Here is a 19736-nt window from a genome sequence, read left to right as displayed (position 1 = left end):
GTTGGCCGTGTCCAGCCCGATCCGCTGCTGCACCTCGCTCACCACGCAGTTCCCACCCGTGCCCTTGACCTGCACGCAGCCCGACAGCGACGTCATGGCCGAGCCGGCCAGGGCCTTGGCTTCCGCCAGCCGCGCGTCCTTCGTGTAGCCAAGGTAGAGCGGCAGCGCCACCGCCGAGAGAATTCCCACGATTAGAATGACGATGAGCAGCTCGACCAGCGTGAAGCCCGCTTCCCGTCCATTCCCGAACAACGTCTCGCGTACCTTCGTGAACATCAGTGCCCTCCAGGCAATTGGTTTGTCATTCGGGACGGGGTTCAATGTCCACCTGTCCCCTGCTGTCGTGCCCTAGTACAGCAAGGCCTGTGCCTACCCTGGCAACGATTCTGGAGGGCCGTATTATCCGTTCCACATCAGTCGCTTACCTGGCACCAGGCTACCTTCCTCGGTAGTGACAAGGCCCCCGGTTTCGTCGGAGCCTCTGATTTGAGGGCTTCAAGATTCGGTCCGCGTCGGCATCTCCAGCCATCCTTGACAGGCTCAGCAGGCGATGCCTAATATCCGCTGCTCGGACCCCCCATGAAATCCACCGTCCTCCCGGGAGCGCTCGTCGTCCTGCTCGTGATGGCTGCTGCCGGCGCCGGCTATGTGCTTCGTGGCGCCTGGACGCCCGCCCTCGAGCCTCGCGGGCCCGTCTCCCCGTCCACGGCTGGCGTGAACATGGCTGATAGCCTCCAGGCGGGCTTCGTCGGGGTGGCCGAGCACGTTCGTCCGGCTGTCGTCAATCTCGATACGATCCAAAAGGCCCGCCGCCCGCGAGCATCCGGCGCGCAGCCGGCTCCCGACGACCCCTTCCTCCAGGACTTCTTCAAGCAATTCTTCGGCCCGGATGGCCCCAGCGGGGGCGGCGAGTTCCGCCAGCGGGGACTGGGATCGGGCGTGATCTTCGACAAGCGCGGCCTCCTGTTGACGAACTTTCACGTGATCAAGGGCGCCGACGAGATCGTGGTACGGCTCTCGGACAAGCGCGAATATCGCGGACAGGTCGTGGGTACCGATCCAAAGACGGACCTCGCGGTGATCCGGATCCAGCCGGACCGCGATCTGACGGTGGCCCCGCTGGGCAACTCGGACGCCCTCCGGGTAGGCGAATGGGCGATCGCCATCGGCAACCCCTTCGGGCTCGCCCAGACCGTCACCGTGGGCGTGATAAGCGCGACCGGACGCTCGGACGTGGGGGTGGCGACCTACGAGAACTTCATCCAGACGGACGCCAGCATCAATCCCGGCAATTCAGGTGGCCCGCTGCTGAATCTCAAGGGAGAAGTGATCGGCATCAACACGGCGATCTTCTCGCAGAGCGGAGGATCGATCGGTATCGGGTTCGCCATTCCCATCAACATGGTCAAGCGCGTGATGGACCAGCTCGTGGACAAGGGCAAGGTCGTCCGCGGCTGGCTCGGGCTCTCGCTCCAGGAGCTCTCCCCCGAGCTCATCGATTCACTCGGGGTGAGCGACAAGCGCGGGGCCCTCGTCTCCTCGGCCATGCCCGGAGGCCCCGCGGCGGCGGCGGGCCTCCAGAAGTACGACGTCATCTTGAGCTATGACAAGACGCCCGTCGAGGACTACCACCACTTCCAGCGCTTGACGGCGGATACCCGGGCGGGGAGCAAGGTCGTCCTGCAGGTTCTGCGGAACAAGAAGAAGCTCGAGGTGCCGGTGACGGTAGGCGAGGCGCCGGAGGAAGGCCCCCGGCGCCCCGTGAAATCTACCCCGAAGACCTAGCCTCCTATGCCACGAAGGGCGGGATGGGCGGTATGTCCACCTGCTGCGTCTTGACATCCCGGACGCCGACGACTTCACGAGCCACGTCTACCGCCTCGTCCATGGCCGCCGTTCCCTCCAGCGTGACCACTCCGGTCTTGGCCTCGACGGTGATGCGGTACTTGCGGGTTTCGGGGTGCGTGGCCAACGCCACCTGCACCCGGGAGGCCAGCGACCGATCGGCGATGAGCTGCTGCCCGGCCGGCGTGGTGGCCAGCTCGGGACGCTGCAGCATCCCCGCGATCAGCTCCACGGAGGCGTCGATGGACAGCTTCTCCGTGTTGATGACCAGGTCGTACAGCGCCGGATCCTTCACGTCCACCTCGTAGAGGTAGCGCATGCGCCCGGCCTTGTCCATGTCATCGCGCCTCGCCATGTCGTGCACCGTCCGCGGGTTGGTGTGCTCGCCCATCTGCCCCGAGAGCTTCTTGGCCAGGCGCTTGACGCGCAGATCAAAGGGCGCCATGACCCTGACGCGCAGCACGTGGGGGATGCCCCGGAGCAGCCATTGCCCGGCGCGCCCCATGAGCACGACCCTGTCCTTCTCGGCGAACTCATAGAGCGCCGTCTGGAGCACCGTGATGTATCGTCGCGTCTCGGCGTCGAAGCGCTCGAAGAGCGAGGGCTTGGACTCATCCAGGCTCGAGAGCTTCTCCTCCTGGAGGCCGTAGCGCAGCGCGGCCTCCGAGATGAGCTCCTGGTCCACATAGTGGCTGCCCAGGCGCTCGGCCACCTTCTGGGCGATCTCCGGACCGCCCGCTCCGATCTCGTGGGACATGGTCAGGATGGGCATGGTGGTCACTCCTTCCGGTATTTGGCCCGGAGCGCGACGGGCGCGATGGCGATGCGCTTGCCGCTCACATCGTCGAGGACATAGACCTCGTCGGCGAGGGTGCCGCTGGCGAAGACCTCGAAGACCTCGAGCGCCTCCTCCAGGGTGGTCCCGGCCGGCTTGTCCGCCATCAGAGCCTCGACGGCTTCGCGCTTGAGTCTCATGGGGGGGCCCCAAAACCTGTGGCTAGAGGGAGTACCAGGAAAGACCCTTCAATACAAGGGGCCTACCAACGAGCGCTCAGGGGGTACCGGGGCGGGAGCCGGCGGTCGAGGCGCTGGCCTGCGCGCGCACATCGGCTGCGGCCTTGCGGAGCTGCTCGGCCGGGGCGACCTGGCCGGCGCCCTCGAGCTCCTCGGCTCGCTTATCCAGCGCCGTGACAAGATCTGCGCGGACATCTGACAGGTCAGGCTTGCGCGCCAGGGCCAGGCTCAAGTAGGGAATGGCCTCCCCGTAACGCTTCTGGTCCACGCGGATCATGCCCAGCCGGCCGGGACCTTCTGGCGAGCCGGGATCCCGGTCCATGAATTGACGGAGGGCAACTTCGGCTTCGTCGAAGCGACGCTGGAAAGCCAGGTCCAGGGCCAGGGCATGATAGCTGCCCGCGCGCTCCGGCCGCAGCCGGATCGAGTCCCGGAGATGGCCTTCGGCCTCGCGCAGCCGATTCGGATCGCTCTGAGGACTGTTCACGAGCGTCGAGCCGAGATTGTGCAGGCAGATGGCGCACGAAGGATCGGAGACCACGGCCCAGCGCCAGAGAGCTTCGGAGCTCTGCCAGATTCGGCTCTGGCGCCAGCTTCCCGCGGCCAGGAGCACCACGATGAGACCGGCGGTGGCGGTCAGGGCGACCACCATGCCCTTTCTCAAGACTCCCCGTTGCTCGGCCCGCCAGGCGAGCGAGAGCGCGCCACCCGCGAGGAGAGCGAACCCGAGGCCGGACAGATAGCTGTACCGATCGTGGGCCAGCTGGTTCCCGGCGTGGACCGCTCCACTCACGGGCATGAGCATGAGCGTGGAGTAGCTCCAGGCCGCCAAGCCCGCGGGCCACCGCCGACGCGCTGCGATGAGGGCGGCCGTGACGACCAGCCACGCCAGCGTGGGCAGAAGGAATCGGGGCGAGAGCGGATCCACCCTCGCCGGCAACTCGTACAGCGGGGAGAGCTCCACGGGCCATATCCACTTCCATGGGTAGAAGAGGAAGCTATAGGCCGTCATGGCCACACGGGCGCCCACGCCATATTCCGAGTAGGACGTCACCGTGACGCCCTGCCGGAGAGCCAGCAGGGCCGCCACCGCCGTCGCGCCGGCCAGGAGCCCAAACGGGAGCTTTTCGAGCAGGAGCCGCCGCCAACCCAGCGCGAGGCGGCGCAGCGGATAGACATCGAGGAGGAGCAGGACGATGGGCAGGGGCATGGCCGAGGCCTTGGACATCATGGCCAGCGCGCACGCGAGCACGGAGCCGCCATACCACCACCGCCATGATGGCGCGGAGGCGCTCGAAGCGGCGCGCAGATAAAGCAGCACGGTGAGGAGAAAGAACAGCCCGCTGATCACGTCGCGCCGCTCGGTGATCCAGGCGACCGACTCCACCCGCAGCGGGTGAACCGCGAAGACGAGGCTCGCGAAGGTCGCCGCGCAGAGGCGAGCCCCCGCGGAGATCGCGCCTCCGTCCGCCGCGGCGAGGAGCCGGCGGGCCACGAAGAAGAACACCACGGCGCTCGCGGCGTGGAGCAGGATATTGCCCAGGTGGTAGCCCCACGGGTTCATGCCGCCCAGGACGTAGTTCAGGCCCAGAGTCAGCCAGGTCACCGGGATGTAGTGGCCCATGAGGGTCGCCCCGAACATCCAGCGGATCTGGTTCCAGCCGAGGCCGCGAAAGTCGGGATTCTTGAGGAAGTTCCGCTCGTCGTCCCAGTTCAGGAACTGACCCTGGAGGCTCGGCGCGAAGGCGATGGCCGAGAGGGCGGCGATGAAGAGGGCGGCGGCGCAAACCGCCCAGGCGGGCGGGCGCTGCCCCGCTCGGGTGGGGCTACTTCCGACCAACGATACGCGCCATTTCCCTCTGGTCGAAACAGTACTCCAGGGCGTCATCGATGGTGATGAAGCCCTTGTCCACGAGACCCTTGAGGGAATTCTCCATGGTCAGCATGCCGGAGGCGGACCCCGTCTGGAGAATGGACTGGATCTGGAATGTCTTGCCCTCGCGAATCAGATTGCGAATGGCCGAGGTGGCCACCAGCATCTCCATGGCGAGCACCACACCCTCGCCGTCTCTCCGGTGAATGAGCTGCTGGGTGAGGACGGCGTGGAGCACATTGGCGAGCTGGACCCTGGCCTGCTGCTGCTGGTGCGGGGGAAAGACGTCGATGATGCGATCGATGCCCTGGGCGGGGGTCTTCGTGTGCAGGGTCGCGAAAACCAGGTGCCCCGTCTCGGCGGCGGTCAGGGCCGCCTCGATGGTGGGCACATCGCGCATCTCGCCCACGAGGATGACATCGGGGTCCTCGCGAAGAGCGGCCCGGAGGGCGCTGGCAAACGACAGGGTGTCTATCCCCACCTCGCGCTGGACGACGATGCTGGACCGGTGCTCGAAGAGATACTCGACGGGATCCTCGAGCGTCACGATGTGGAGCTGCCGCTCCTGGTTCATCCGGTCCAGCAGGGAGGCGAGGGTGGTGGACTTGCCCTGGCCGGTGGCCCCCGTGACGAGCACGAGGCCCCGCTTGAGCTTGGTCAGATTGACCACGATCTGGGGCAGACCGATCTGCTCGGTCGACGGAATCTCGTAGGGAATGCGGCGGAAGGCCGCCGCCACGGAGTCGCGCTGCTTGAAGACGTTGATCCGGAAGCGCGCGAGGCCGAGGATGCCGTAGGAGAAGTCACAGTCCAGCCGCTCCGCGAAGGTCTTCTTCTGATCCTCCGACATGATGGAGAAGACCACCGCCTCGCACTGCTCGGCCGTGAGATTCTCCCCCTCGAGCGGGACCAGCTTGCCCGAGATGCGGAACATGGGCGGGAGGCCGACCTGGAAGTGGATGTCGGTCGCGTTTCTCTGGATGGCCGTGCGGAGAACTTCCTCGAGCTTGACCACGGGAGGGACTCCTTTCGGAGCAACGCTACCAAGGGGGGACCGTCCCCGTCAACTTATCGCTTGGCCGCGAAGCTCCTCGAGGCTGGGAAGCGGCAGGGCCAGAAACGTCGCCACCACGGTCGGATCGAAGTGGGTGCCGGCGCAGCGCTCGATCTCCGCGCGGGCCGCCGAAACCGGAATGGCGCGCGAGTACGGGCGATCGTACGTCATGGCATCGAACGCATCAGCCACCGCGAAGATCCGAGCGCCCAGGGGGATGTCCTCGCCTCGCAGCCCTTCGGGGTAGCCGGTCCCATCCCACCGCTCGTGGTGGTGGTAGACGACGGGAACGGCCCCGCTCAGGAATGACATGTGCTCGATGAGTCGCCGGCCGACTTCCGGATGCGTGCGCATGATCTTCCATTCGTCGGGCGACAGCGGCCCCGGCTTGAGGAGAATGCCGTCCGGAATGGCGATCTTGCCGATGTCGTGGAGCATGACGCCGTGCTCGATGTCGGGGAGCTGGCTCTCCGGCACGCCGTGGGCCTCGGCCAGGGCAAGCGCGTAGACGCGCACGCGCTCCGAGTGAGCCCCCGTGCCGGGATCGCGCGCCCGGAGCATGTCCCGGAGCGTCGCGAGGGCCACGGCGTCGGCCGGGGAGAGCGGGCACGCCGGTGATGGCGAGGCGGCCGGCAGCACGCGCATGTCGCCGGCACGCCACAGCGACTCCGGATCGGCCACCGCGTGGGTCGCGGAGGCGGCCGGGCGCATGATGAGGTCGTACGCGTCGCCGTCGAGTCCCTCGAGCGCTGTCCGGACATCGCCTCCCCGGCTCAAGACCAGCACGCCGGCATCCGGGGGGACCGCATCGGAGGCGCCGACGAGGCGCTCGAGGCGGCCCAGACCCTCGACCGGCTCCGTGGGGGCGGACGCGGCGGAAGCGTTCCGCATGGACTGCGAGGCCTCACTCTCGGCGTGAGTGAACACGCGATTCTTCCCCCCGCGCTTGGCCGCGTACAGCGCCTCGTCCGCGGCGCGGATCAGATCCTCGGCGGCGGCCGCCACGTCCTCGGGGAGGCACGCGATGCCGAAGCTCGCGCTGACCTGACGCCCGTGGGGGAACTCGTGGGTTGCCAGCACGTGGCGGATCCGGTCGGCGAAGATCTGGGCCCCCGCCTTCGGCGTCTCCACGAGGAGAATCGCGAACTCGTCCCCGCCGTAGCGGCAGATCACGTTGATCCCGCGCGAGTGCTTCAGGAGCAGCTCGGCCACGCCGCGCAACGTCTCGTCGCCCACCACGTGCCCGAGCTCATCGTTGACGGCCTTGAAGCCGTCGAGGTCGAGCAGGACCACGGAGACGGGATGGTTGAAGCGCCGGTAGCGGGAGACTTCTTCTTCGAGCCGGATCGAGAAGAACCGTCGGTTGTAGAGCCGGGTCACCTCGTCCTTGAAGGAGACTTCCTTCAGCCGGGCATTGGTAGACTCGAGCTCCTTGTAGGCGACGTCGAGCCGTGCCGCGAACTGGTTGATCTCCCCGGCCTGGACCTCGATCGTCTCGAGCATGCGGGAGAAGGAGCCCATGAGGGCCCCGATCTGGTCCGTCTTCGCCACCACGCTCGCCTCGATCTTGCTGGTGGCGGCGACGGTCTCGGCGGTGCGGCGCACCGTGGAGGCGAGGTCCCTGACCACGAGGGCCCCTGCCGCCATGAGCAGACCCGTGAAGCCCAGCAGGGCATGGCTCCAGAGGGGGTCGCGGCCCAGGAGCGGATCGGCACCGAGCCAGGACCACGCGTGCTCGTAGACACCGTAGGCCAGGATGAGCAGCGGGACCAGCACCGTCAGCATCATCACCAGTGAGATCCTGCGGCCGAACCACAACTCCCACGGCGGGACAGCGGGCCTGTCGGTCGCGAGCTCGGAGGCTCCCTCGGCGGTCGGTGCGTGGTCGAGCATCGCACAGAGGGACTACAACATCTGTGCCAGCCTCCAAGCGCTTGAAATCACACGGACATCGGGTCGTCCTCTCCATCAGCGCGGACTATCTCGGGCGGGAGGCCGACGAAAACTGGCACCCCGCCCAATCGCTAGATTTGGCGCGAGCAGCGCCGCAGGCGGCTCAAAAAGGTCCAGATGCGAGGCGGCGACTGCGGCGGCACCCGGAGGCGTAGTTCTCACTCGGCCCTCGCCTCGTGGCTTCGCCCCTCAGCTCGAACTGCCACGTACGTTGAGCGGGTGCCGCCGCAGTCGCCGCACTCCCGCAGATGGGCCTTTTTCAGCCGCCTGCTAGGGTTTGGTGAAGGAGACGAAGAACGAGCCGAACTCCACAGGCTCGAAGCAGGCGGGAATCTCGCCGTGCTTCCACGCTCCCGGGATCTTGACAAGGTGGAAGTCGGGCTCATGGCCGAAGCGGCGCCGCAGCTCGGTCTCGCTGAAGACGCGGCAGTGATCGGCGTAGCCGTGGACGGGCTGGTAGTCCGGGATGGGGCCGCGCGCGCGGAACTCGTGCATGGGGACCACGAAGCAGAAGCGGCCGCCCGGCCTGAGCACGGTCATGATCGAGCGGATGGTGGCGTCCACGTCGCGCACGTGCTCGAGCACGGCGAAGGAGTACGCGAGGTCGAAGCGGCCGGCGTCGAAGTGCTCGTGCACCTCCTCGGCCAGACCCTCACGGATGGTGACGGTTCTCCAGCGGTTGAGCTGTCGGGCGATCCGGACATTGGTGGCCGAGACCTCGACGCCGTCCACCGAGAGCTCTGGATGGCGGGCGGCCAGCGCCATGGCCACCCCGCCTTCGCCGCAGCCCGCATCCAGGACGCGCCGGGCCTTGCCCGCCTCCACCGCGCGCTCGAGCTCCTGGAACTCAGGATCGCGCCCGCGCCGCGCGATCATCTTCCACGTCTTCCTCCCCGTGAGCATGCGCAGGCGCTTCTCGAGGAGCTTGAGTCCCATCTTCCACCGGAGGCCCTTGTACTGCCCCTCCTGGGCGGCGATATAGGCGTCGCGGCTCTCCAGGTGTCCCAGCCACGAGCGGATGCGCGCGGCGAGCTCGGCGTAACGGGGGTCGGGCCGGCGGGCCCGCGCCGCCTCGAGCATCTCAAGGGCGCCGTAGATGTTCTCGCGGTAGAGCTCGAAGCGCACGGCCTGGATCACGCCGTCGACCTCGGCGGGATCGAGGGCCGGCGGCTTTGCTGACGCGTCGGTCATGGCGTCGACATCCTATCATCCGGGAGCCCGGCCGCCGACGGCAGGCCGAAGACTTCGGCGAGCAGTTGGTACGAGCGGAGGCGCGCCTTGAACTCGTGGGTGATGGTGACGATGACGAGCTCGTCCACCCCGTACTCGGCCGCGAGCGCGCTCAAGCGCTCGCGCACCTGCTCCGGGGCGCCCGCTATCGTCCGACGGCGGCCGTGCCGGAGGATGGCCAGGTCCTGCTCGGTATAGGGATACGCTTCGGCCTCCTCGACCGAGGGAAAGGCGCCGGGCCTTCCCGTGTAGAGACGCAGGATCCAGAGGTCGCGGCTGCGGGCAAGACGAAGGGCTTCGGCTTCGGTGTCGGCGGCCAGCGCGAATACGGCCGCGCTCGCCCGTGGCGACGGGAACATGGGCGAGGGCCGGAAGTCAGCCAGATACGAGCGCGTCGCCTCCACGCCGCCGTCGCTCGAGATGAAGTGGGCGAAGGAGAAGCCTGTACCGAAATGGGCGGCCAGGGCGGCGCTCTCGCCGCTCGAGCCAAGGAGCCACAGCTCGGGCATGGTCGGCCCCTCGGGCATGGCCCGAACGCCGCGGAACGGATGGCCCTGGGGCAATTCTCCGTGGACGAATCCGATCAGATCCGCGATCTGATTCGGAAAGTGCTCGACGCCGAGGGCGCCCGGCCCATGCGTGAGCGCGCGCGCGGTGCGCGGATCGCTGCCTGGAGCCCGTCCGATCCCGAGGTCGATGCGTCCGGGATACAGCGTCTCAAGCATCCGGAAGTTCTCCGCGACCTTGAGGGCGCTGTAGTGGCTCAGCATGACGCCGCCCGCGCCCACCCGCATGCGGCTCGTGCGCGCCGCCACCTGGCCGATCAGGATCTCGGGGGTGGAACCGGCCAGCCCGCGGCTCGAATGGTGCTCGGCCAGCCAGTAGCGGTGATAGCCCCAACGCTCGCAGGCTCGCGCCAGCTCGAGCGTCTCGGCCACCGCATCGGCTGCGGTGCCGCCGCTCCGGATGGGCGACTGGTCGAGAACGGAGAGGACGGGCACGAGCGGACGAAAGATCAGTCAGCGGGCAATCGCTTGGACAGGACCTTGGCGAGAGCCTCGGGCTTGAAGCCCAGCTGCAGCAGGGCCACCCCCGTGTCGGCATACTCGCGATAGGCGGCGATCCGGCCGCCCTCGAGCTCGAAGAGGCTCATGCCGCGGAAGCGGATGCGGCGACCCTCGCTCCGCGGCACGGCGGCGCTGACCGTGTAGCCGAATGTCCACTCCGCCGCGGCGCGCGGGCCATCCGTCACGATGGTGTCCATCCGCCAGTGATAGTCGCGGCCCTCGCGGAACATGCGCTCGAACATCTCCCGGAGGGCGGGCGGCCCGGCATGCGGACCGAAGAAGAGGTCGTGATAGGTGCCCTCGGCCGTGAAGCAGGCGAGGAGTCCCTCGACGTCGCGCCGGTTGAAGGCTTCCGCAAACCGCTCGACGGTGCCCACGGGGCGCCCGGCCCTACGCGGCTCCGACCTTGATGCGCATGGAGTAGAACGAGCGCCACACGAAGACCACGGAGATGACGAAGAAGACGGCGGCGAGGCTGCGGCTCAGCAATGCCCCCTGGTCGGCCGTGAGGGTCACGGCCAGCTCCACGGCAAGAAGGCCGAAGAGCGTGGTGAACTTGATGATGGGGTTCATGGCCACCGAGGAGGTGTCCTTGAAAGGGTCGCCCACGGTATCGCCGACGACGACGGCGGCGTGCAGCGGGGTGCCCTTCTCCTTGAGGTCGACCTCGACCACTTTCTTGGCATTGTCCCAGGCCCCGCCGGCGTTGGCCATGAACACGGCCTGATAGAGACCGAAGAGGGCGATCGAGATCAGGTACCCGATGAAGAAGTACGGCTCGAGAAAGGCGAAGGCGAGGGTGGCGAAGAACACGGCCAGGAAGATATTGAACATGCCCTTCTGGGCGTACTGCGTGCAGATCTCCACCACCTTCTTGCTGTCGGCCACCGAGGCCTTGGTCACGCCTTCGAGCTTGATATTGGCCTTGATGAACTCCACGGCCCGGTAGGCCCCGGTGCTCACGGCCTGGGTCGAGGCGCCCGTGAACCAGTAGATCATCGCGCCCCCTGTGATCAGGCCGAGGAGGAAGGGCGGGTGGAGGAGCGAGAGCTTGTCGAGGTTCTGGGTCAGCCCATGCGTCAGCACCATGATGATGGAGAAGATCATGGTGGTGGCCCCGACCACGGCGGTGCCGATGAGCACCGGTTTGGCCGTGGCCTTGAACGTATTGCCGGCCCCGTCGTTTTCCTCGAGCATGTGCTTGGCCGACTCGAAGTTGACGTCGAAGCCGTAGTCCTTGCGGAGCTCTGCCTTGATCCCGGGGACCTGCTCGATCACCGAGAGCTCGAACACGGACTGCGCGTTGTCCGTCACCGGGCCATAGGAGTCGACGGCGATCGTCACGGGGCCCATGCCGAGGAAGCCGAAGGCGACGAGGCCGAAGGCGAAGACGGCGGGGGCGACCATGAGGTCGCCCAGGCCGAGCCGGCTCACGAGATACGCCGCCCCCATGAGCCCCACGATCACCATGCCCAGCCAGTACGCGCTGAAGTTTCCGGCCACGAGGCCCGACAGGATGTCGAGCGAGGCTCCGCCCTCACGGGCCGAGGTCACCACCTCGCGCACGTGCGCCGAATCCGTCGACGTGAAGACCTTGACGAACTCGGGAATGATGGCGCCCGCCAGGGTCCCGCACGTGATGACGGTGGCCAGCTTCCACCACAAGGTGCCATCGCCCAGACCCGGGATCAGCCACCATGAGACCAGGTAGGTCAACACCACCGAGACGATCGAGGTGATCCACACGAGGCTGGTGAGGGGCTGCTCGAAGTTCATCCGGGTCGCCTGGCCATAGCGCCCGCGCGCCCACCCATCGTTGATGAAGTAAGAGGCCCCGCTCGCCACGATCATCATGACGCGCATCACGAAGATCCAGACCAGGAGCTGCACCTGGACGATTTCCTGCGCGACCGCGAGCACGATGAAGGAGATCAGGGCCACCCCCGTCACGCCATACGTCTCGAAGCCATCGGCGCTGGGCCCCACGGAGTCGCCCGCATTGTCGCCCGTGCAGTCGGCGATGACGCCGGGATTGCGCGCATCGTCCTCCTTGATATTAAAAACGATCTTCATCAGGTCCGAGCCGATGTCGGCGATCTTGGTGAAGATGCCGCCCGCGATGCGGAGGGCGGAGGCCCCCAGCGATTCGCCGATGGCGAACCCGATGAAGCAGGCGCCCGCGTACTCGCGCGGGACGTAGAGCAGGATCAGGAGCATGATCAAGAGCTCCACGCTGATGAGGAGCATGCCCACGCTCATCCCCGCGCGCAGCGGGATGGAGTACACGGGAAAGGCGAATCCCCGGAGGCTGGCGAAAGCGGTGCGCGAGTTGGCGAAGGTGTTGATGCGCATGCCGAACCAGGCCACGCCGTAGCTCCCCCCGATACCCACCAGGCTGAAGAACAGGATGATGGCGACCTGCTGGCCCGTGAAGTGCTGGAGCACGCCGAAGTAGAACGTCACGATGACCGCGATGAAGATCCACAGGATGAGCAGGAACTTGCCCTGGGTGACCAGGTAGGTCTTGCAGGTCTCGTAGATCAGCTCGGAGATCTCCCGCATGCTCTGGTGCACGGGCAGGCCCTTGAGCTGCTTGAAGATCACGAGCCCGAATCCGAACCCGAGCAGGCAGACGAGCAGGCCCCACTGAAGCAGGACACGGCCCGTCATCCCCCCGAAGGTCACCTGGGCGAGATCCGGGATCTTGAGGTTGGCCTCACCGCCGCCCTGGTGCGGGGCGCCCGGCGGCTGAGCAGCCGCCGTCGGGGCCTGGGCCTCGGCAGGCGGCGGGCCGGCTATCCCCGTCACGAGGATCAGGACAAGGAGCGCGGGCAGCCAGAACAGGGCTGGTCCGCGCAGGGTGTGGACTCCGCTCATGAGCAAATCTCCTCGACCGACAGTGGGATTTGATTGCCTGCCGCGCCGCGGCAACCACACTCTTATGCCCATGTTTCGCGCGCGAGTCAAGCACTCAGCAGGTGGCTGAAAAAGGCCCATCTGCTTCGTTGGCGCGGGCGGCGGCACCCACTCAACGTACAGAGAGTACGCCTCGGGGTGCCGCCGCCCGCACCGCCTCGCATCTGGGCCTTTTTGAGCCACCTGCGACGTTTTGGAGCTATCCTTCCGAGCCATGCCCTACGACTTCGACCGTCAGATCGACCGCCGCCCCACCGAGAGCACGAAGTGGCACAAGTTCCCGCCCGATGTCCTGCCCCTCTGGGTCGCCGACATGGACTTCCCCTCGCCCGAGGTGGTGACCCGGGCCCTTCGCGAGCGCGTCGAGCACGGCGTCTTCGGCTACGGCGTCGAGCAGCCGGAGTTCCACGAGGTCATGTGCGAGCGGCTGCTCAAGCACCGTGGCTGGAAGGTGGAGCCGGAGGCGCTGGTGCTCCTGCCCGGCGTGATCCCGGGCTTCAATGTCGCCTGCCGGGCCTTCTCGGCGCCCGGGGACGGGCTGCTCACGCTGTTGCCCGTGTACCCGCCCATTCTGCGCCTGCCCGACAATGTGGGCCTGACCAGGGACGCCGTGGATCTCACCCGGGGATCGGACGGACGCTACGAGGTCGACGAGGAGGCGTTCGAGCGGGCGATCACGCCGCGCACGCGGATGTTCATCCTGTGCAATCCTCACAACCCGGTGGGCCGCGTGTTCACGCGCGAGGAGCTCGGCCGCATGGCCGAGATCTGTCTCCGCCGCGGCCTCGTGATCTGTGCCGACGAGATCCACGGCGACCTGATCTATCAGGGGCACCAGCACGTGGCCATGGCGTCGCTTCACCCGGAGATCGAAGCGCGGACCATCACGCTCATGGCCCCCAGCAAGACCTACAACCTGGCTGGCCTCAAGTGTGCCCTGGCCGTCATCCCGAACCAGGCGCTCCGGGAGAAATTCATCGCGACCCGGCTGGACCTGGTGCAATCGGCGAATATTCTCGGCTACACGGCCATGCTGGCCGCCTATCGCGACGGGCAGCCGTGGCTCGACGAGCTCCTGCGCTACCTCGAGGCCAACCGCGATTTCCTGGTGCAGTACGTCCGCGCTCACCTGCGCGGCGTCGAGGTCGGGGTGCCCGAGGGCACCTATCTCGCCTGGCTCGACTGCCGGCGGGCGGGCATTCCCGGCCACGACCCGTATACGTTCTTCCTCGAGGAAGCGCGGGTGGGGCTCAATGACGGCGCCACCTTCGGGCGGGGGGGCGCCGGCTTCGTCAGGTTGAACTTCGGCTGCCCGCGCTCCATGCTGACCGAGGGGCTCGAGCGTATGCGGAAGGCTCTCGCCGGCTGACCGCGCGCCCGGACGAGCACACGGCGAGCCGGCGAGGATCTGGGCTCAGCGCTTGCGGTCGGGGATGAGATCCACCGTCACTCGGCTGGTTCGCGCGGTCGTGGCATCAACGACGATGAACCGTGACTTGTAACCCGGCGCGGCGATCGTCAGGAGACGCCGTCCCCGCACTATGGTCACCTCGAGATTCGTCAGCTCCCGGGAGCCGCCGAGGTAGGCGCCATCGAGCCACACGTCCGCGTTGAGCGGATGCACCTCGACGGTCACCTTCGCCTCGAATGGCTGTTCGACGGCATCGACCCCGCCATAATCCGCCCCCGCGGGACGGCCGCTGAGCCCGACCAGGAGTATCGCCACCGCCCATAGCAGTCGACGTGTCATACATCCCTCCGGGGTCCGGTCCGGTTCACCTCGCTACCCTCTCAAGGAGCGTACACGAAAAGTCCCGCCCGGCGGTAGCGATCAGGCACACCTAGGTAGCTCGGAGGGGGGCTCCGCCCCCCTTCCGAAACCTCCCCCCGAACAGATTGCGCCGGCCAAGCCGGCGCTCGAAGCGGACCAGCAAATGCGCACCGGCTGCTTCAACCGTCTGCCGCCGATTACTCCGACAGGCAGCTAGCGATTGCGGTGGCTGGCCAGGAAGGCCCCCACCGCCGCGTTGTACTCGTCCGGGACGAGGTCACCGTCGCCGAGCGAGACGGTCGGCAGGCCGCGTCAGCGCACGGTGTCGTTCATGCCCAGCGCGCGCTCGATGGCCACGACATCCTGCGGTCGCTCGAAGGGCGCGGGCGCTGGCGTGCCCGGCTGGCGCGGCCGTCCGATGGCCTCGAAGAACTTCTCGAGGCCCGGCGGCGTCACCATCCACAGCATCACGAGCTCGTCTGCGGAGTCGTTCACGATCTCGTGCTTGACGTCATAGCCCAGGAAGCACGCCGTCCCGGGCTCCAACGAATGTGAGACGCCGTCCACGATCACGCGCCCGCGCCCTTGGAAGCAGATCTGCAGCTCCACCTGCTCCCCATGGGAATGCTCGCGGATGCGGCCGCCGGGGGCGACGGTTTGAAATCCCATGGAGAGCCCGTCGAAGCCGGTGCGGCCCGGAAAGAGCACCGGGTCGGCATGACCGCGGGCGGGCACGGGCTGCCAGTACGACGGCCCCTCCCCCGGCTGAACGACGACGGCTCGACCGCGGATGGTCTCGGGGGGATTCATGGGGCCAAGCTTAGCTGAAAACGCGGGACAGTGGTAGCCGTGATCCCTGGCGCCGGTTAGCGTCGAAGCCAGGGCGGCACGGTGTCGCGTCGGCGAATGGCCGGCTTCACGAAGAAGCCGATGAGCGGCTCCAGCCGCTTGAGCACGGGGTTCTCCAGGATCTTCTCCAGATTGGGCTCGGCCCACGAAAGTCTGATGGCCATATCCTCGAGGAGCTTCCGGGCCTCGCGCTCTCCGCCGTGGCGCATGGCCACGATGGCAACCTCGACGATCGATAGATTCACGTAGGCCGTGGTCTTGGACCCCGGATGCGACAGGGACTTGGACAGGAGCCGGTCAATGGTGACGAAGGTCTGGCCGGCCTTGGCCATGCGCATCCACAGGTCGAGATCGAAGGCGATGTGGATGCTTTCGTCGAGGGGCGCGACGGCGCGCCAGGCGGTGTCGCGAAGGAAGCACGAGGGCTGCATGAAGAACTCTCCCCGTATCCACTGGTACATCGTCTCCAGCGAAATGACGGAGGGCGGAACCTGATGGTGGATAACCGTCCCGGACGCGTCGACGATGTCCCCGGCCCCGACATAGGCGCCAGCCTCCGGATGAGCCACGGCTGCCGTGGCGATGATGTCCAACGTCCCGGGCATGTAGTAGTCGTCGGAGTTGAGCCAAGTCAGGATCGTCCCCGTGGCGCGATTCAGGCCCTTGTTGATGGCGTGGCTCTGTCCGCGGTCGGGCTCGCTCACCCAGTAGGCGAGGTGGCGTTCGTATCGCTTGATGATCTCCACGCTCTCATCGGTGCTTCCGCCGTCGATGATGATGTACTCGAGGTCTGGGTAATTCTCATCGAGCACGGAGCGGATCGTGCGCTCCAGGAATCGGCCCTGATTGAACGAGGGGGTGACGACCGAGATCCGAGGATGCGCCCGGGCCTCCTCCGGACCGGAGGCCTGAGCCGTCATTTCGGGGGAGGCGTGCCCAGGCTCGCTTGGTCGGCCTCGACCATCAGGCGCACGAGGCCCTTGAAGCGTGTGGTTGGCTCCCAGCCGAGGGTGGCCTTGGCCTTGCTGCCATCGCCGACGAGCAGATCGACCTCCGTGGGCCGGTAGTACATCGAATCAATCTCCACGTGATCCTGCCAGTTGAGACCGACATACGAGAAGGCCTCGGCCAGCAATTCCCTCACGGAGTGGGTCTCCCCGGTGGCGATCACGTAATCGTCGGGCTTGTCCTGCTGGAGCATGAGCCACATGGCCTCCACGTACTCCTTGGCGTAGCCCCAGTCACGCTGCGCATCGAGGTTGCCGAGGTAGAGCTTGTCCTGGAGACCCGCCCTGATCAGGGCGGCGGCCCGGGTGATCTTTCTCGTCACGAAGGTTTCGCCGCGCCGCGGGGATTCGTGGTTGAACAGGATACCGTTGCAGGCGAACATGCCGTAGCTCTCGCGATAGTTGACGGTCATCCAGTAGGCATAGGCCTTGGCGGCCGCGTACGGGCTCCTCGGGTAGAACGGCGTGGTCTCGCGCTGCGGCGACTCCCGGACCTTGCCAAACATCTCCGAGCTGCTCGCCTGGTAGAACTTCGCCGTGAGGCCGGTCTCGTGGATGGCCTCGAGGATCCGCACGGCACCCAGGGCCGTCACATCGCCCGTGTACTCGGGGATGTCGAAGCTCACGCGGACGTGGCTCTGGGCGGCGAGGTTGTAGATCTCTTCGGGCCGGATCCGGTACAGGAGCTTGATCAGGTTGGTCGAATCGCTGATATCGCCATAGTGCAGGAAGAGCTTGACGCCGTTGACGTGGGGATCCTTATAGAGATGATCGATGCGATTGGTGTTGAAAGTGGAGGCACGGCGGATGATGCCGTGGACCTCGTAGCCCTTGCCGAGCAGGAACTCGGCCAGATACGAGCCATCTTGACCGGTGATGCCGGTGATGAGCGCCTTCATGATGGTACTGTCCTGGTCCCCTCCGGTGCCATCGGCAGTTGCCCCACAGTGTCTCGTGTCCCATGGTAGTCCAACCCCCCGCGGGGACGGGTCTGATTCGGACGGTGCCCAGACGGCCGCCCAGCCGCTCCTTGGCAGTGGCCGGGCGTCCGGCCGAAGCGTAGAATCGGCCGACCATGGGTACGCTCAGGGTTGGCATCGTGGGCTCGCGATTTGCCGCCCATCTTCACCTGAAGGCATATCGCCGGGCCTACGGCATCGGCGTGCAGCTGGCCGGCGTCACCTCCCCGACCGCCGAGCGGCGGAAGGCCTTCGCGAGCGAGAGCGGCGCCGAGCCGTACCCGGATCTCGCCGCCATGCTCCCGCACATCGACGTCGTCGATGTGTGCTCGCCGCCCGCGACGCACGAGCCCGTCGCTCTCGAGGCGATCGAGGCAGGCAAGCATGTATTCATCGAGAAGCCGTTCACGGGCGCCTTCGGACCGCCGAGCGACGCCTCACGACTCCTCCAGGACGCGCTGGCCAGTGCCGACCGCATGGTGGAAGCGGCCCACCGAAAGGGAGTGGTGCTCGCCTACGCGGAAAACTGGATCTACGCGCCGGCCGTCCAGAAGGAGCGCGAGATCATCGAGAAGACAGGCGCGCAGATCCTCTGGATGCTCGGCGGCGAGTCGCACAGCGGCTCTCACTCGCCCGTGTACGGCATCTGGCGCCACGCAGGCGGTGGCTCGCTCGTCGGCAAGGGCTGCCATCCCCTCACCGCCTGCCTCTATCTCAAGGCCGTCGAGGGCCGCGCGCAGGGCGGACGCTCGATCCGGCCCGCCACCGTGTCGGCCCGCGTGCACGAGATCACGCGGCTTTCCGGCTACCGTGATCGCGGCTTCCTCCGCACGGACTACGAAGACGTCGAGGACTATAGCCAGCTCCACGTCACCTTCGAGGACGGCACCGTGGCCGACGTGTTCGCCACCGAGCTGGTCCTAGGAGGCGTCCACAACTGGCTCGAAGTCTTCGCCAACAATCACCGGACGACGTGCCGGCTCAATCCCGTGAATCTGCTCGACACCTACAATCCGGAGGCCACGCAGTTCCGCGACATCTACCTGGTGGAGAAGATCGGCACCAAGGAGGGCTGGAGCCATCCCGCCGCCGACGAGGAATGGCAGCAGGGCTTCTACGCCGAGGTCCAGGACTTCGTGGAGTGCTGCGCGAGCGGTCGCCGCCCCCAATCGGATGCGGAGGTGGCGCGCGACACGGTGGCGGCGCTCTATGCGGGCTATGTCTCGGCGGCGCGGAGCGGGGGCGAGGTTCCCGTGCCCCTTCGCTGAGGAATTTCAGGCGAGATACTGACCGCCGTTGACGTGGATAGTCTGCCCGGTGATGTGGCGCGATTCCTCGGAGGCCAGGAAAACGGCCAGCTCGGCTACGTCCTCGGGAGTCCCGATGCGCCCCAGCGGCACCTGGCGCCCGGCCGCCTGGAGCTCCTCCTCGGACATGCCATAGCGCGGCTGCGCGGTATCGGTGAGCCCGGGGGCGATGGCGTTCACCCGCACATGGTGCACGGCCAGCTCCAGGGCCGCGGCACGGGTCACCCCGACGATGCCGGCCTTGCTGGCCACGTAGTGCACGCCGCGGGGCGAGCTGCGAAAGGCCGCCCCCGAGGCGAGGTTGATCACCGCTCCCCCTTGACCACGTTGCACCATCTCCTTGGCCACGGCCTGCGTGCAGAGGAAGGTGCCCTTGAGGTTGACGTCGAGGACTTCGTCCCACTGCGCCTCCGTCATGCTGAGAAAGTCCACGCGGGGAAAGATGCCGGCATTGTTCACGAGCACGTTGATGCCACCGAGCGTTCTCCCCGCCTCCACCAGACGCAGGACATCGCCCGCCTTGGACACGTCGCCCGCCACGGCCACGGCCTTTTGCCCGAGGGCGTGAATCCGAGACGCGATCTCTTCCGCCGCGGCCTGGCCGTCCACGAAATTGACGACGACGCCGGCCCCTTCTCGACCAAAGGCCAGGGCAATCGCCTTGCCGATGCCCTGCTGCGCCCCCGTCACCAGCGCGACTTTCCCGGCTAGACGCATGGGAGTCCGGCGTCAGAGCGTGGGGCTGATGAATTCGCCGCCGAGCGCGACGAGGCCCCAGGGCGAGCCCTGGGCGTCCCAGCTGAAGCCGATATGGGCCGCGAGGGCGTGCTGATCCCGGAACAGCCGCTGGATGGGATACCGATCGTAGATGCCGTTGGCTCCGGCCAGGGC

At 67.0% G+C, this 19736-nt stretch carries 18 protein-coding genes; 3 read left to right on the top strand and 15 right to left on the bottom strand.

Annotated elements, in window-relative coordinates:
- A partial coding sequence (locus VGT00_09735) for a prepilin-type N-terminal cleavage/methylation domain-containing protein (protein HEV8531685.1) occupies positions 1–276 on the bottom strand: 276 nt, incomplete at its 3' end.
- Positions 277–579: 303 nt separating this feature from the next.
- On the opposite strand from VGT00_09735, the gene VGT00_09730 reads away from it, so the two are divergent.
- Positions 580–1785, top strand: a complete 1206-nt coding sequence (locus VGT00_09730; protein ID HEV8531684.1) for a Do family serine endopeptidase — start codon at positions 580–582, stop codon at positions 1783–1785.
- Between the two features lie 4 nt (positions 1786–1789).
- On the opposite strand, the gene VGT00_09725 is transcribed toward VGT00_09730, so the two are convergent.
- The 9 genes from VGT00_09725 to VGT00_09685 form a co-directional block, all read right to left on the bottom strand.
- On the bottom strand, positions 1790–2617 hold the full coding sequence (locus VGT00_09725; protein ID HEV8531683.1) for a cytidylate kinase family protein: 828 nt from the start codon (positions 2615–2617) through the stop codon (positions 1790–1792).
- Between the two features lie 5 nt (positions 2618–2622).
- Positions 2623–2820, bottom strand: a complete 198-nt coding sequence (locus VGT00_09720) for a hypothetical protein (protein HEV8531682.1) — start codon at positions 2818–2820, stop codon at positions 2623–2625.
- A gap of 76 nt (positions 2821–2896) precedes the next feature.
- Positions 2897–4699 (bottom strand): hypothetical protein, encoded by a 1803-nt coding sequence (locus VGT00_09715; protein ID HEV8531681.1) that lies wholly within the window; start codon positions 4697–4699, stop codon positions 2897–2899.
- On the bottom strand, positions 4686–5747 hold the full coding sequence (locus VGT00_09710; protein ID HEV8531680.1) for a type IV pilus twitching motility protein PilT: 1062 nt from the start codon (positions 5745–5747) through the stop codon (positions 4686–4688). Before VGT00_09710 ends, VGT00_09715 begins: the two co-directional genes overlap by 14 nt.
- 48 nt (positions 5748–5795) lie before the next feature.
- Positions 5796–7574, bottom strand: coding sequence for a diguanylate cyclase (locus tag VGT00_09705; protein ID HEV8531679.1), 1779 nt, complete (start codon positions 7572–7574; stop codon positions 5796–5798).
- 435 nt (positions 7575–8009) lie between these two features.
- On the bottom strand, positions 8010–8930 hold the full coding sequence (locus VGT00_09700) for a class I SAM-dependent methyltransferase (protein HEV8531678.1): 921 nt from the start codon (positions 8928–8930) through the stop codon (positions 8010–8012).
- Entirely contained in the window at positions 8927–9970 is a 1044-nt protein-coding gene (locus tag VGT00_09695; GenBank protein ID HEV8531677.1) for an LLM class flavin-dependent oxidoreductase, read from the bottom strand. The genes VGT00_09700 and VGT00_09695 overlap by 4 nt, the downstream gene beginning before the upstream one ends.
- Before the next feature lie 14 nt (positions 9971–9984).
- A complete protein-coding gene (locus VGT00_09690) occupies positions 9985–10413 on the bottom strand; it encodes a nuclear transport factor 2 family protein (protein ID HEV8531676.1) in 429 nt (142 codons plus the stop codon).
- A 13-nt stretch (positions 10414–10426) separates the two neighbouring features.
- Positions 10427–12913, bottom strand: coding sequence for a sodium-translocating pyrophosphatase (locus tag VGT00_09685; protein ID HEV8531675.1), 2487 nt, complete (start codon positions 12911–12913; stop codon positions 10427–10429).
- A 253-nt stretch (positions 12914–13166) separates the two neighbouring features.
- Here VGT00_09685 and VGT00_09680 point away from each other — a divergent pair, with 253 nt between their 5' ends.
- A complete protein-coding gene (locus VGT00_09680) occupies positions 13167–14321 on the top strand; it encodes a PatB family C-S lyase (protein ID HEV8531674.1) in 1155 nt (384 codons plus the stop codon).
- A gap of 45 nt (positions 14322–14366) precedes the next feature.
- Here VGT00_09680 and VGT00_09675 read toward each other — a convergent pair whose 3' ends face one another.
- The 4 genes from VGT00_09675 to gmd form a co-directional block, all read right to left on the bottom strand.
- Positions 14367–14702 (bottom strand): PEGA domain-containing protein, encoded by a 336-nt coding sequence (locus VGT00_09675; protein ID HEV8531673.1) that lies wholly within the window; start codon positions 14700–14702, stop codon positions 14367–14369.
- 333 nt (positions 14703–15035) lie between these two features.
- Positions 15036–15533: a cupin domain-containing protein gene (locus VGT00_09670; protein HEV8531672.1), complete on the bottom strand. Its 498-nt coding sequence runs from the start codon at positions 15531–15533 to the stop codon at positions 15036–15038.
- Between the two features lie 56 nt (positions 15534–15589).
- Positions 15590–16492 carry a glycosyltransferase family 2 protein gene (locus tag VGT00_09665; GenBank protein HEV8531671.1) on the bottom strand — a complete coding sequence of 301 codons (903 nt, stop codon included), beginning with the start codon at positions 16490–16492 and terminating at the stop codon, positions 15590–15592.
- Entirely contained in the window at positions 16489–17481 is a 993-nt protein-coding gene (gene gmd, locus VGT00_09660) for a GDP-mannose 4,6-dehydratase (protein ID HEV8531670.1), read from the bottom strand. Before gmd ends, VGT00_09665 begins: the two co-directional genes overlap by 4 nt.
- Before the next feature lie 173 nt (positions 17482–17654).
- On the opposite strand from gmd, the gene VGT00_09655 reads away from it, so the two are divergent.
- Positions 17655–18806 carry a Gfo/Idh/MocA family oxidoreductase gene (locus VGT00_09655; GenBank protein HEV8531669.1) on the top strand — a complete coding sequence of 384 codons (1152 nt, stop codon included), beginning with the start codon at positions 17655–17657 and terminating at the stop codon, positions 18804–18806.
- 6 nt (positions 18807–18812) lie between these two features.
- Here VGT00_09655 and VGT00_09650 read toward each other — a convergent pair whose 3' ends face one another.
- Positions 18813–19562 carry an SDR family NAD(P)-dependent oxidoreductase gene (locus tag VGT00_09650; GenBank protein ID HEV8531668.1) on the bottom strand — a complete coding sequence of 250 codons (750 nt, stop codon included), beginning with the start codon at positions 19560–19562 and terminating at the stop codon, positions 18813–18815.
- Positions 19563–19736 lie beyond the last annotated feature (174 nt).

This window comes from Candidatus Methylomirabilota bacterium (assembly GCA_036002485.1).
Taxonomy (GTDB): domain Bacteria; phylum Methylomirabilota; class Methylomirabilia; order Rokubacteriales; family CSP1-6; genus AR37.
This window is presented reverse-complemented; position numbering and strand designations above follow the sequence as displayed.